General features: G+C 74.1%; 11 protein-coding genes. 3 read left to right on the forward strand and 8 right to left on the reverse strand.

From position 1 onward, the window contains the following. Position 1: 1 nt before the first annotated feature. Both FHX39_RS09295 and FHX39_RS22090 read right to left on the reverse strand, forming a co-directional pair. The gene (locus tag FHX39_RS09295) at positions 2 to 1,147 is read right to left on the reverse strand and encodes an epoxide hydrolase family protein (RefSeq protein WP_198423322.1); all 1,146 of its coding nucleotides are present in this window, start codon (positions 1,145 to 1,147) and stop codon (positions 2 to 4) included. Beyond that, complete coding sequence (locus tag FHX39_RS22090; RefSeq protein ID WP_332836754.1) at positions 1,144 to 2,319, reverse strand: epoxide hydrolase family protein; 1,176 nt, start codon at positions 2,317 to 2,319, stop codon at positions 1,144 to 1,146. Before FHX39_RS22090 ends, FHX39_RS09295 begins: the two co-directional genes overlap by 4 nt. Positions 2,320 to 2,383: 64 nt before the next feature. On the opposite strand from FHX39_RS22090, the gene FHX39_RS09305 reads away from it, so the two are divergent. Further along, the gene (locus tag FHX39_RS09305; RefSeq protein ID WP_183341180.1) at positions 2,384 to 2,947 is read left to right on the forward strand and encodes a CGNR zinc finger domain-containing protein; all 564 of its coding nucleotides are present in this window, start codon (positions 2,384 to 2,386) and stop codon (positions 2,945 to 2,947) included. A gap of 9 nt (positions 2,948 to 2,956) precedes the next feature. Here FHX39_RS09305 and FHX39_RS09310 read toward each other — a convergent pair whose 3' ends face one another. The 4 genes from FHX39_RS09310 to FHX39_RS09325 are packed head-to-tail and all read right to left on the reverse strand — an operon-like array spanning position 2,957 to position 7,157. Beyond that, complete coding sequence (locus FHX39_RS09310; protein WP_183337805.1) at positions 2,957 to 3,991, reverse strand: Gfo/Idh/MocA family protein; 1,035 nt, start codon at positions 3,989 to 3,991, stop codon at positions 2,957 to 2,959. Then, on the reverse strand, positions 3,988 to 4,887 hold the full coding sequence (locus FHX39_RS09315; RefSeq protein ID WP_198423324.1) for a sugar phosphate isomerase/epimerase family protein: 900 nt from the start codon (positions 4,885 to 4,887) through the stop codon (positions 3,988 to 3,990). The genes FHX39_RS09310 and FHX39_RS09315 overlap by 4 nt, the downstream gene beginning before the upstream one ends. Continuing rightward, positions 4,880 to 5,881, reverse strand: a complete 1,002-nt coding sequence (locus FHX39_RS09320) for a Gfo/Idh/MocA family protein (protein WP_183337807.1) — start codon at positions 5,879 to 5,881, stop codon at positions 4,880 to 4,882. Before FHX39_RS09320 ends, FHX39_RS09315 begins: the two co-directional genes overlap by 8 nt. A 52-nt stretch (positions 5,882 to 5,933) precedes the next feature. Next, positions 5,934 to 7,157 carry a phytanoyl-CoA dioxygenase family protein gene (locus tag FHX39_RS09325; protein WP_183337809.1) on the reverse strand — a complete coding sequence of 408 codons (1,224 nt, stop codon included), beginning with the start codon at positions 7,155 to 7,157 and terminating at the stop codon, positions 5,934 to 5,936. A gap of 158 nt (positions 7,158 to 7,315) precedes the next feature. Between FHX39_RS09325 and FHX39_RS21745 the strand changes: the two genes are divergently transcribed. Together FHX39_RS21745 and FHX39_RS09335 are read left to right on the forward strand one after the other, a co-directional pair. Beyond that, entirely contained in the window at positions 7,316 to 8,344 is a 1,029-nt protein-coding gene (locus FHX39_RS21745) for a LacI family DNA-binding transcriptional regulator (RefSeq protein WP_183337811.1), read from the forward strand. A 106-nt stretch (positions 8,345 to 8,450) separates the two neighbouring features. After that, positions 8,451 to 9,074 (forward strand): sigma-70 family RNA polymerase sigma factor, encoded by a 624-nt coding sequence (locus FHX39_RS09335; protein ID WP_183337814.1) that lies wholly within the window; start codon positions 8,451 to 8,453, stop codon positions 9,072 to 9,074. 25 nt (positions 9,075 to 9,099) lie between these two features. On the opposite strand, the gene FHX39_RS09340 is transcribed toward FHX39_RS09335, so the two are convergent. Both FHX39_RS09340 and FHX39_RS09345 read right to left on the reverse strand, forming a co-directional pair. Continuing rightward, complete coding sequence (locus FHX39_RS09340) at positions 9,100 to 9,777, reverse strand: GAF domain-containing protein (protein ID WP_183337816.1); 678 nt, start codon at positions 9,775 to 9,777, stop codon at positions 9,100 to 9,102. 130 nt (positions 9,778 to 9,907) lie between these two features. Beyond that, entirely contained in the window at positions 9,908 to 12,505 is a 2,598-nt protein-coding gene (locus tag FHX39_RS09345) for an HAD-IC family P-type ATPase (RefSeq protein ID WP_198423325.1), read from the reverse strand. Positions 12,506 to 12,513: the final 8 nt, after the last annotated feature.

A 12,513-nucleotide genomic window follows, 5' to 3' on the forward strand; every position in this document is an offset into this window, starting at 1 on the left:
ATCAGGCCGACGATACGCGGCCGGAACGGAGCGGCGAGGTCCCCTCGGCCAGCCGGAGGGCCGCACGCACCCCCGCCGCGTACTCGTCCGGCCGCTCCCACGCCGCGAAGTGCCCGCCGGCCTCCAGCTCCTGCCACCCGGCGACGTCGAAGAACCGCTCCGCCCAGGAACGGGGCGGGTTCGCGAGGTCGTGGGGGAAGATCGTGAACACGGCGGGCGGGAGGATCCGGCCGGGCCTCCGCTGCGTCGACGCCTCGACGTACGGGGTGAACGAGGTGCCGATCGCGCCGGTCGTCCAGTAGGCCGTCACCCACGTCAGCAGCTCGTCGCGGCTGAACACCGCGCCCACGTCGCCGGCGCAGTCGGTCCAGCTGCGGAGCTTCTCCACGAGCCAGGCGGCCAGCCCCGCCGGTGAGTCGCCCAGCCCGACCGCCAGGGTGTGCGGCCTCGTCGACTGCTCGTGGCCGTACGCGCCCTCGGCCGCCTGCCAGCGGTGGCCCCGCTCCACGAACGCCGCCTCCTCCGCGGTGAGGTCGCCCGGCGGGTCGAGGAGGTAGCGCATCTGCGTCACGTCGGTCAGGTGCAGGGCGGCGACCCGGTCCGGGTGCTGGGCCGCGACCGCCTCGGCCACGTCGGTGCCGACGTCGCCGGCGGACAGCACGTAGCGCTCGACCCCGAGCTCCTCCAGCGCCGCCGCGACGGCCGTCCCGGCGTCCCAGGCCGACAGGCCCCCGCGCTCGACCGGTGCGGCGAACGGGAAGCCGGGCAGCGCCGGCACGACCACGTCGACGTCGGTCAGGAGCGGCAGGACCCGGGTGAAGCGCAGCACCGAGTCGGGCCAGCCGTGCAGCAGCACGACGGTCGGTCGGCCCTCGCCCGTGCCCCGCGTCCGGATCGCCCGGACCGGGGTCGTCGGGTCGGTGGTCAGCACCCAGGGCAGGTTCCGCAGGCGCGCCTCGTGCTCGCGCCAGTCGTACGCGTCGTGCCAGTGGGTGACGAGCTCGGCGAGGACGTCGCCGTCCGTGCCCCGCTCCCAGCCGTGGCCCGCCGGCAGCGCGACGCGCCGGTAGCCCGCGAGCCGACGGCGCAGGTCGTCGAGCTCCGCCTCCGGCACGACCGGGGGCGCGGCGTCCGGCCCCGCGATCACCACGGCAGCGCACCCAGGCCGACGCGCAGCTCGTCGGCGTACGCCTCGGGCACCTCGAGCATGGGGAAGTGCCCGCCGCGCTCGGCGACCCGGAACGACCGCAGGTCGGTGAAGCGGCTCTCCACCCACGGCCGCGGGATCTTCTCGATGTCGGCCGGGAAGATCGTCACGGCGCTCGGGACGGTCACCGCGCCGGACTCGTCCGGCGGGTCGTTCTCGAAGTAGAAGCGGGCCGACGACCCGGCCGTGGCCGACAGCCAGTAGAGGGTGACCGTGTCGAGCACCTGGGTGCGGCTGACGGCCTGCTCCACATCGCCGTCGTGGTCGGTCCAGGCCCAGAGCTTGTCCAGCACCCACGCCAGCTGCGCGACCGGTGAGTCGCTCAGGACGTAGCCGACGGTCTGCGGCCGGGTGGACTGCTCGAGGGAGTAGCCACGACCACGGGTGAAGAACGTCTCGCGGTCGGCCAGCCAGCCACGCTCGGGGTCGCTGAGCCGGCCGTGCTCGTCCGGGTCGTCCGGGGCCTGGAGGTAGGGGGTGAAGCTGTGGACGCCGGCCACCCGGTCCGGGTGGCGGATCGCCAGCCCCGCGGTCACGCGGGCACCCCAGTCGCCGCCCGCCGCGTAGAAGCGGTCGTAGCCCAGACGGGACATGACCTCGGCCCAGGCGTCCGCCGTCCGCGCGACCGTCCACCCGGTCGAGGTCGGTCGGCCCCCGAAGCCGAACCCGGGCAGCGACGGCGCGACGACGTGGAACGCGGGCAGGTCGGGGTCGCCTGGGTCAGCGAGGGCGTCCATCACCGCGAGGGGCTCGAGCACCGAGCTCGGCCAGCCGTGGGTGATGACCAGGGGGCGGGCGTCGGGCCGCGGGGACCGGACGTGGAGCAGGTGCAGGTCCAGCCCGTCGACCGTCGTGACCGCCTGGCCGTGGGCGTTCAACGCGGACTCCACGCGCCGCCAGTCGTACGCCAGCCAGGACACGACGAGGTCGCGCAGGTACGCGAGCGGCGGACCCTGCGACCAGTCCGGGCGGTCGGCCGACCCGACCGTCTCGCGCTCGGGCCACCGCGTACAGCGGAGCCGGTCACGGAGGTCGTCCAGCGCCGCCTCCTCCACGTGCAGGTGGAGAGGTTCGACCGCGCTGCCCTGGGGCGCGCTCTGCTGCTTCGACACCACAGCAACCTAAAGCCGGTGTCGTCGATGCGCAACACCGGAAAGTCGCTAAGGTGGTGTCGTGATGCGAGCGGACGACGGTCTCGTCGTGGTGGAGCAGTTCCTGAACACGCTCGACGAGCGGTCGTTCAACCGGCACGGCAGCGCCCACCGCGCCGCCGACGAGCTCACCTCGGTCGAGGGTCTCGCGGCCTGGCTGGAGGCGCACGACCTCCTGTCGCCGGGGGAGTCGGTCGACCGGGGCGACCTCGACCGGGCCCGTTCCCTGCGGACGGCGCTGCGGGCGGCGCTGACCGACGACCACGCGCTCGCCGCGTCGCTCGCGGACTTCGCCCTCCGGCTCGAGCCCACCGGGTCCGGGAGGTTGCGGCTGGTCGCCTCGTCCGGGACGGCCGGCCTCGACGCCGTCGTCGAGACCGTGGCGACCAGCGTGGCCGACGGCGGCTGGAAGCGGCTCAAGCTCTGCGCGGCGGACGACTGCCGCTGGGCCTTCCACGACACGTCACGCAGCGGTGGCGGCCGCTGGTGCTCGATGGAGGTCTGCGGCAACCGGCACAAGACGCGTGCCTACCGGCTCCGGCGGTCAGGTGGGCGGAGCGAGGCTCCGGATGGGGTTGTCGTCGGCTGACCGGCCGGCTCAGCCCTTCGAGGTCGGCCGAGGTTCCAGCCCGGCGAGGCGGTAGCAGGCGTCGATCAGCTCGAGGTTGACCACCCCGTCCGCGGCGTCGGTGGGGAAGGGCGCCCCCGTGCGTACCGCGGCGGTCAGCGCGTCGAGCTGGTGGTGGTAGCTGCTGCGGGTGCCGAGGTGCTCGACCCGCTCGTCCTCGCCGTGACGACGGACGACGAGCCGGTCGTCGGTGCTGACCTTGATGAAGTTGTTGATCTTGGCCTCGCCTAGGTCCCCGGTGACCATGATCGAGAAGTCGAGCTCGGGGTCGCTCATGGCGCAGAGGATCTCGCCACGGACGGCGCCGGGCAGGGCCACCTCCACCTCGAAGCGCGCGTCGACCCCGGGGCGGCCCTCGCCCTCGACGGCGTGGGCGGCGACGGGCTCCGCGACCCCGCCGAGCGCGGTCGCCACGGTCGACATCACGTTCAGCGCGTAGCAGCCGAGGTCCATGAGCACGCCGCCGGCGAGGGGCAGCGACCAGCGAAGGTCGTCCTCCGGCGGGGGCGGCATGACCATCTGCACCCGGACGGTGCGCAGCGTGCCGAGCTCGCCGCCGGTCACGACCTCGAGCAGGCGGGCGAAGACCGGGTGGTAGCGGTGGTGGAACGCGTCGAAGACGACGAGCCCCGACGCCGCCGCCGCGTCCGCGACGGTCCGGGCCTCCTCGGCGTTGCTGGCGAACGGCTTCTCCGTCAGCACGTGCTTGCCCGCGGCGATCGCGGCGAGGTTCCAGGGTGCGTGCAGGCTGTTCGGCAGGGCGTTGTAGACCACCTCGACCTCGGGGTCGGCGAGCAGGTCCTCGTACGTGGCGACGACCCGCTCCACGCCGTGCTCGGCGGCGAACTGCTCCGCCCGCCGCGGGTCGCGCGCCGCGACGGCCACGAGCCGGGCGCCGCCGTCGTGCGCGGGGACGACGAGGGACTCGACGGCGATGCGGCTCGCCCCGAGGAGGCCGATCCGCAGCGGTTCTGAGCCGGCGGAGGTGCTCGTGGGGGTGGTCATGCGGCGTTCCTCTCGTCGGCCTGCGCGATGCAGAGCGCGGCGGCCTCTCGGGCCTCCCGGAGCACCGTCTCCACCGGGCGCTTCCGGTCGGTCTCGGACATGTGCTCGATCCCCCAGACGCCGTCCCAGCCGAGCCGGCGGACGACCGCGACGAACGACACGACGTCGAAGTCCCCGGTCCCGCAGAACAGCCGGTTGTCGAAGGTGTCCTCGATCTGCGTGCCGACGACCTCGGCGGCGCCGTCGTCCAGCTCGACCCCGAAGAGCCGCTCCGGGGCGAGCCGCAGCAGGTTGTCGTACGGCGTCCCGCCCCGGTAGGCGTGCCAGACGTCGAGCATCAGGCCGCCGTTGGCGTTCCCGACGTCGGTCACGAGGTCGATCGCCTGCTCGGTGGTCCGGATGGGCGGCGGCGAGAACGGCGTGTTCTCGTACGCGATCCGCACCCCGGCCTCGCGGCCCGCGTCGGCGAGCGCGTCGAAGCCGGCGCACAGCGCGTCGTAGGTCACCGGCTCCCCGTCGTCGTCGCCGCCGATCTTGATGTTGTCGACCCCGAGCACCGCGCAGGCGTCGAACAGGTCCTGCCGGAGCGCGTCGGACCGTTCCTTCCGCTCCCCGGTGGTCCACCAGTCGACGACGCGTTCCAGCTGGACCGTCGTGATGCCGTGGTCGCGCAGCAGCTGCGCGACCGTCGGCAGCCCGACCGTCTCCCGGGCCACCAGCAGGTCCGCGTGCGTCAGCCCGAAGCCGGTGTAGCCCGCCCGGGCCACGGCCTCGATGCGGGTGCGGACGTCGAGCGGGCTCGTGTCGGGCCCGCGCAGCGGCATCACGTCGCCCGCCGACGTCCAGCAGGCGGCGACGAACTCCGGCGTGGCGGGGAGGTCGCGCCCGTCAGCCACGGACGTCGTCGAGCCGGACGGGACGGTGCTCGTGCAGCGAAAGGGTGGCGGCCTCGGCGATCCAGCTGGCCTCGAGCCCGTCGGTGATCGTGCAGGGGGAGGCCTGTCGGCCGGCGGCGACGGCCAGGAAGGTCGAGAGCTCGATCTGGAACGCCGTCGCGAACCGGTCCATGAAGAAGGTGTGGGCCGGCCCGGCGGGGAAGGCGAGGGTGGGGTCGGCCGACCGGAACGGGAGGCCGTCGTCGAGCCCGGCGCTGATCGAACCCTCGGAGCCGTGGAGCTCGAGGCGGACGTCGTAGCCCTGGCCGTTGTAGCGCGTGTCCGACACGACGCCGAGCGTGCCGTCGTCGAAGGTCAGCAGCGTCGAGGCGGTGTCGACGTCGTTCGCGTCGGCGAAGAGCGCGTCGCCCCGGTTGCCGCCCACGGCGTACACCTCGACGACCTCGCGGCCGGTCACCCAGCGCACCGCGTCGAAGTCGTGGATGGCGCAGTCGCGGAAGATCCCGCCGGAGCTGGCGACGTACGCGGCGGGCGGGGGAGCCGGGTCCATCGTCGTCGACCGGACGGTCGTCAGCCAGCCCAGCTCGCCCGCGTCGGACGCGGCCTTCGCCGCCACGAAGGCGGGGTCGAAGCGGCGGGGGAAGCCGATCTGCACCGGCACACCCGACCGCTCGATCTCGCCGACGAGGCCGGCCACGGCGTACGGGTCCTCGGCCACCGGCTTCTCGCAGAAGGTGGGGATGCCGGCGGCGACCGCGGCCCGGAGCAGCCCGAGGTGCGTCGGCGTGGACGACGCGATCACCACGCCGTCGAGCCGTGAGGCGAGCAGCGCCTCGGCGTCGGCGACCGGGGTGGCGCCGAGGCGGCTCGCGGCCGCCTCGGCCATCCCCGGCATCGCGTCGGTGACGACGAGCTCGTCGACCTCGTCGTGACGGATCAGCGTGTCCGCGTGGAACGCCCCGATCCGGCCGAGCCCGATGAGTCCGATGCGCATGTTCTCTCCCTCGAGGTGGTGCTGGTGGTGGTGCCGGTCGTACGGACCGGGGTCAGATCTCGTCGGTCCGGTGGCGGGTCGCGTAGGCGTCCAGAGCCTCGGACACCCGCTCAGGGTGCCAGTCCTCGTCCAGCGCCTGCTGCACCAGGGCGCTCTGGGCCAGGGGCGTCAGGCCGCCGACGTTCTCGTCGAGGTCGAGGTTGCTGGGGAAGGGGTAGCCCTCGGCGGACGCGGCGATCGCGTTCGTCAGGGCGACCGGGTCGGCGCCGGACGCGCGACGGGCCCGCAGCACGGGGTAGACCGCCTTCGACACCTTGGTCCGGTCCACCGTCTCCATGGCGCGGCCGAACGCCGAGCTCACCTGCAGCAGGTTCGCCATCCGCTGCACGTCGGTCGAGACGTTGGTCCCGGCGCCGTGGAAGAGCGCCGGGTTGAAGAAGGCGGCGTCGCCCTTCTCGAGCGGCAGCTGCACGTGGCGCTCGCCGAAGAACGCCCGGAACTCCGGCAGCCGCCACGCCAGGTAGCCGGGGGCGTACTGGTGGGAGTAGGGCAGGTACATCGTCGGGCCGCTCTCCAGCGGCATGTCGGAGTGCGCGACCGCGCCCTGGAGCGTCAGCACGGGGGAGAGCAGGTGGACGTGGGCGGGGTAGGTCGCGGCGACCTCGTTCGACAGGAAGCCGAGGTGGTAGTCGCGGTGCGGGTCCTGGGCCTTGCCCCCGGGCCGGACGACGTTGATCTGGGAGGTGACCTGGTAGCCGGGGCCGAGCCAGGCGTTGCTGATCAGCGCGAGGACGTCGTTGCCGTAGTAGTCGACGAAGGCCCCCGGGTCGCGGACCGCGAGCTTCTCCAGGGCGTTCCAGGCGCGGCTGTTGGCGCCGGCCGTCGCGAAGTGGTCGTTGGGTCCCCCGCCGGCGATCTTCTCCGCCGCGATGATCTCGTCGAAGACGGCGGTGGCCCGGTCGACCACGGACGTGTCGGGGAACGCGCCCTTGAACGCGACGACGCCCGGGCCCTCGGTCAGCGCACGGACCAGCTCGGCCTCGACCTCGACGCGGGCCTCCTCCGAGGTGATCGCCGCGCGGAGCGCCGCGGCGTCGTAGACCAGGACGTTCCGCTGGACGTCGGCGGCGTGCGGGTAGTCGCCCAGCTCGGTGACCTGGTCGACCAGGGCGGCGAAGTCCTCGACGCGGCAGTCGGCCTCGGTGAAGCGACCCGGGCGCGCGGGGGCGGCGGCTGCGGTGCCGGCGGCGGTGGTGGGTGCTGCGGTGGTGGTCATGGCTCCTCCTTCTCGGGGCCTCCGCTCGACTCGCCGCGGGGTGCGGGAGGGGGAGGTCCAGGGGTGGTGCGTGGTGCTCTTCTGTCAGCGACACTAGTGGAGGACGAGGGCCGCCAGACCTCCCAAAACCATCAAAAAGACCTCAGGGGGAGGGACCTGTGCACCGCTACCGGATCCAGGAGATCGCCGACCAGGCCGGCCTGAGCCAGGCGACCGTCGACCGCGTCCTGAACGGTCGGCCGGGGGTGCGCCGGAGCACGGCGGACCAGGTCCAGCGGGCCGTCGACGAGCTCGACCGCCAGCGCGACCAGGTGCAGCTGGGCGGCCGGACGTTCCGGGTGGACCTCGTGATGCAGGCGCCGAGCCGCTTCAGCTCGTCGGTGCGGTCGGCCCTGGAGGCCGAGCTCCCCGGGCTGCGGCCGGCGGTGATCCGCAGCCGGTTCCACCTGCGTGAGGAGGGACAGCCCGCCGAGCTGGCCCAGGTCCTGGACGGCATCGGGCGGCGCGGGTCCGCCGGCGTGCTGCTCAAGGCCCCCGACCACCCGGCCGTGGTCGACGCGGTCACCCGCCTCCACGAGCAGGGCGTGCCCGTGGTCACCCTGGTCACCGACCTGCCGCTCAGCCCGCGGATCGCGTACGTGGGCATCGACAACCGGGCCGCGGGCGCCACCGCCGCCTACCTGGTCGCGCACCTGTCACGCTCGACCGGCTCGGTGCTCGTCACCCTCAGCAGCAGCAGCTTTCGCGGCGAGGAGGAGCGTGAGAGCGGCTTCCGGTCGGCGATGCGGACGCTGGCTCCCGGTCGGGGCGTCCTCGAGGTGTCGGAGACCGACGGGCTCGACGCGACGATGTACGCCGCCGTCGCCCGGGTCCTCGCGCTGCACCCCGACATCGACGCCGTCTACTCCGCCGGGGGCGGCAACACCGCGACGCTCGACGCCTTCCGGCAGGCCGGGAGGACCCCCGCCGCCTTCGTCGCCCACGACCTCGACGGCGACAACACGACGCTGCTCCGTCGCCAGTCGATCACCGCCGTGCTCCACCACGACCTGCGGGCCGACCTCCGGCACGCCTGCCAGCTGGTCCTGCAGGCCCACGGCGCCCTGCCCGGACCCCCGCGCAGCCGCCCGTCGCAGGTGCAGGTCATCACGCCGTTCAACCAGCCGACGTACGCGACGTCCGTCTAGGCCGCGGGGAAGGCTTGGGCCCAGTTAGTACGACGAGTAGAATAAGTAACCGGCGCACAGAGGTACGCGCTCCACGCCAGACGCTCGGGGAGCGACGGAGAACCCCGTGTCCAGCACCCCTCTCGGCAAGGACCTGCTCGACCGCGACCTCCTGACCCGCGCGCGCCCCGGTGACGACGGCGCCGTGAACCTGCTCGTCGCGGCCGTCCGGCGGGCGGTCCACGCCTACGCCCGGTCCCGGCTCTCCACCTACAGCGGCGGGGCCGAGGTGGCCGAGGACGTGGCCCAGGACGTCTGCCTCGCCGTCGTCGACCTGCTGCCCCGCTACCAGGACCACGGCGCACCGTTCGGGGCCCTCGTCTACGCCATCGCGTCCAACAAGGTCGTCGACGCCCAGCGCCGCTACGCCCGCACCCCCTACCACCTGGTCGACGAGCTGCCCGACCGGCCCGAGCCGGCCCCGGGTCCCGAGACGCAGGCGATGACCCGCTCGGACGTGCGGGCGGCGCTGGCCCTGCTCGACCTGCTGCCGCCGCGGACGGCCCGCGTCGTCCGGCTGCGGGCCGAGGGGCTCAGCGCCGAGGAGGTCGGTGCGGTCCTCGGGATGTCCGCCAACGCCGTACGCGTCACGCAGCACCGCGCGCTCGCCCGGATCCGTCTCCTCGTCGCCGGCTCGGCCGAGCACCGGGAGCGCTTCGCCGACCGTTCCGCCACCCGCACCGCGGCGTGAGAAGGTCGGGCCCGGGCCCGGCCCGTCAGTCCTCCCGACGCAGGACGTGGGCGAGGACGTACCTGGAGGCCCCCAGGACGTCGACCCCGAGACCGTCCGCGGTCTCCTGCAGCCGGAGCCGCGCCCGCTCGACGGACGCGTCGTGGTGGATCCCCATCAGGACGCCGAGAGCCCGGTCCACCAGGACACGGTCCTGCAGCTCGAAGCCGGCCACCGTGGCCACGGCGGCGGCGTCCGCGGCGAAGCCCCACTGGGTGAGCCCGAGCACGCGCGGGCTCGCGAACACCTCGACCTGCCGGACCAGCCGCGCGTCGAACGCCCGGGGCGCGCGGCTGTAGAGGCTCAGGGAACCGATGTTCTGGTCGGCGAGGCGCAGGGGCACCGAGAGCACCGTGCGCGCTCCTGCCGCTCGCGCCGCGCTCTGGAACACGGGCCAGCGGGTGTCCTGGTCGTCGACCTCCAGCAGCACCACCTCTCCGGTGTGGAGGGCGTGCAGGGACGGGCCCTGGCCCGACCCGTGCTGCACGGCGTCGACGGCGGCCGCCAGCGGGTGGGAGGAACGGGCGACCACCCCGGTACCGCGATGCACCAGGGCCCCCGCCGCATCCACGCCGTCGATCGCCCACGTGGCCCGGAGCGCGAGGTCGTCGAGGGCGTCGTCCAACGCGGGCCCGTCGAGCAGGAGGGGGAGGGAGCTGGTCACGGGGGCCTCACGACGCACGACGCGAGCGGAACGCGTCCCGGAGTCCTGGGCCCCGTGAAGCTCGGTTCGCACGTCGGGACGCCTGGTCGGGGGGTCTCGGCGTCGCCAGAGGGCTGCCGTCAGCAGGAGGTCAGTCTAGGGAGGTCCTGGGCTGCTCGTCACCGGCCGGGGGTCTCGACGGCTCCGGATCCTCAGGCTCGGGCCGGCCCGGGTCGCCGAGGCCGAGGAGGCGGTCCATGACGCGGAAGCGGTAGGCGCCGGCGAGGGCGAGGAACCAGACGACCAGCAGCGGGACCGAGGTCTGGTAGACGATGCCGGCCGGCCTCGTCAGCCCGAAGTAGGTACGCGGGGTGGGCACGACCAGAGCGGTCAGCAGGCCCACGAGCAGGGCGACGACCAGGATCGCGGGACGTCGGTCCGGGGTGGTGCGGGTCCAGGCGGCGAAGACCCGGTGGGGCGGTTCGAGGAACAGGATCAGCAGGATCGAGGCGAGCGACACGAACGTGGACAGGCCCGTCTGGGCGCCGAGGGTGGCGGCGGACTCGACGAAGCCGGGGTCCACGCCGTAGACGAGGTCGGTGTAGTGCGCGAACTCGGTGGCCAGCCGGTCGCGGAGTGCCGGGTCGTCGAAGCCCTGGGTGATGGTGGTGAAGAGGTACGTGTACACCGCGACCGCGAAGCCCGCCGTCAGCACGGCGGCGGGCAGCACGAAGCGCGCCAGGTCGAGCAGCAGGTGGCGGTCGGGCGGCCGGGGCCGCGACCAGGCGGTGAGGAAGACGGTCGGCAGCCCGACGGTGAACAGCGTCAGCCCGGTCTGGGCGGGGGAGTAGGGAAAACCCAGCCCCAGCATCGTGATCGTGACGATGACGAGGGCCTGCGTGGCCACCCGGGTGAGGAAGACCTGCGAGGAGATCGCGATGCCGCTGATGATCCGCCGGCCCTCGCGGCGCGCGGGGAGCAGCGCGGCCAGCGAGTCGTCGACCAGCACGATGTCGGCGACGTCGCGCGCGACGCTGCTGCCGCTGCGCATGGCCACGCCGACGTGCGCGGCCTTCAGGGCCCGGGCGTCGTTGACGCCGTCGCCGACCATCGCCACGTAGCGGCCCTGCCGCCGCAGGGCGGCGACGATCCGTTCCTTCTGCTCGGGCGCGACGCGGCCGAAGACGTCGCTGCCGGCCACGACGGCATCCAGCTCGGCGTCGGAAAGCGTGTCGAGGTGCCCCGCGTGCACGGGACGCGGGTCGGTCAGGCCGGCCCGGGCGGCGAGGGCGGCCACGGTGCCGGGGTCGTCGCCGGAGAGGACCTTGAGGGCGATGCCCTCCTCGCGGAGCCGGGCGATCGTCTCGGGGACGTCGGGGCGCAGCTCGTCGGCGAGCGCGACCAGGGCCAACGGCTCGAGCGCGGGCAGGGTCGGACGCCCGTCCGCGTCCCGGAGCGGGGCGGCCGGGTCGACGGCACGCCCGAAGACGAGGACGCGCAGGCCCTGCGCCGTACGCGTCCCCACGTCGGCGGTGAGGTCCGGACCCCGGACGGCGCCGGCGAGCACCTCCGGCGCCCCCAGGACCCAGGTGGCCCGGTCGGTGCGGACCGCGCTCCAGCGGGTCGAGGAACGAAAGGGGACGAGCTCGACGGCCGGGACCGCCGCGCCGGGGAGGTGCTCGGCGAGGGCCGCGCTGGTCAGGTTGCCCGCGTCGGTGCTGCGGGCCATCGACCCGAGCGCCTCCTCGACCTCCTGGCGGTCCTGCCCGCCGAGGGGGACCACCTCGGCGACCGTGAGCCGGCCGGTGGTGAGCGTGCCGGTCTTGTCGGTGCAGAGCACGTCGACGTTGCTGACCGACTCGACGGCGTTGACGCGCTGGACCAGCGCCCCGCGGCGGGAGGAGGCGACCGCGCCCGCGGTGTAGGCGAGCACGATGAGGAAGAAGAGCCCGTACGGCACCAGGCCCGACAGCACCGCCGCCGTCTGGACCACCCGGACGAGGGTCACGCCCTCGAGCGCGGCCTGCAGCAGGATCGCCCCGCTCATCAGGACCACGACGACCATGACCAGGCGGACGCAGAACGCGATCTGGCGCTGCAGCGGGGTCGTGTCGGTCGTGGCCCGCCGCGCCTCGGCGGTGAGCCGGTTCGCGTAGCTCGCCGCCCCCACGTCGCGGGCGAGCTGGAGACCGGCCCCGCCGACGCTGTGGCTGCCCGAGAGCAGGTCCTCCCCGGGCGTGCGGACCAGCGCCTCCGACTCGCCGGTCAGCAGCGACTCGTCGACCTCGACGGCACCCTCGAGGACTGGTCCGTCGACGACCAGCTGGTCCCCCGGGCGCACCCGGACGGCGTCGCCGCGGACGACCTCCTCGGGCGCGACCTCGACGTCGCGGCCGTCGCGCACCACGACCACCGTGCTGCGGGCCAGGAGCTGGAGCCGGTCGAGCTGACGCTTGGCGCGGATCTCCTGCACCGCGCTCACGGCCGCGTTGAGCAGGCCGATCGACACGCTGATCACCGCGTCGCCGTAGCGGCCCAGCGCCAGGAGCGCCGCGCCGATGACGAAGAGGATGGTGTTGTAGAGGTTGAAGACGTTCGTGCGGAGGATGCGTCCGTAGGTGCGCGACGAGGCGCTGACCGCCCGGTTGACCTCGCCCCGCCGCCGGCGTGCCTCCGCCTCGACGCTCGTGAGGCCGACCACCGGGTCGGCGGCGGACGGGGCGCGGGGGGCGCGCGCGGCTTCGGTCACGGCGGACA

Source organism: Microlunatus antarcticus (assembly GCF_014193425.1).
GTDB classification, from domain to species: Bacteria; Actinomycetota; Actinomycetes; order Propionibacteriales; family Propionibacteriaceae; genus Microlunatus; species Microlunatus antarcticus.

Coding starts and splice junctions, on each gene's coding strand:
- FHX39_RS09305 (WP_183341180.1), top strand. CDS start 2,384: ATGCGAGCGGACGACGGTCTCGTCGTGGTGGAGCAGTTCCTGAACACG.
- FHX39_RS09310 (WP_183337805.1), bottom strand. CDS start 3,991: ATGACCACCCCCACGAGCACCTCCGCCGGCTCAGAACCGCTGCGGATC.
- FHX39_RS09320 (WP_183337807.1), bottom strand. CDS start 5,881: ATGCGCATCGGACTCATCGGGCTCGGCCGGATCGGGGCGTTCCACGCG.
- FHX39_RS09325 (WP_183337809.1), bottom strand. CDS start 7,157: ATGACCACCACCGCAGCACCCACCACCGCCGCCGGCACCGCAGCCGCC.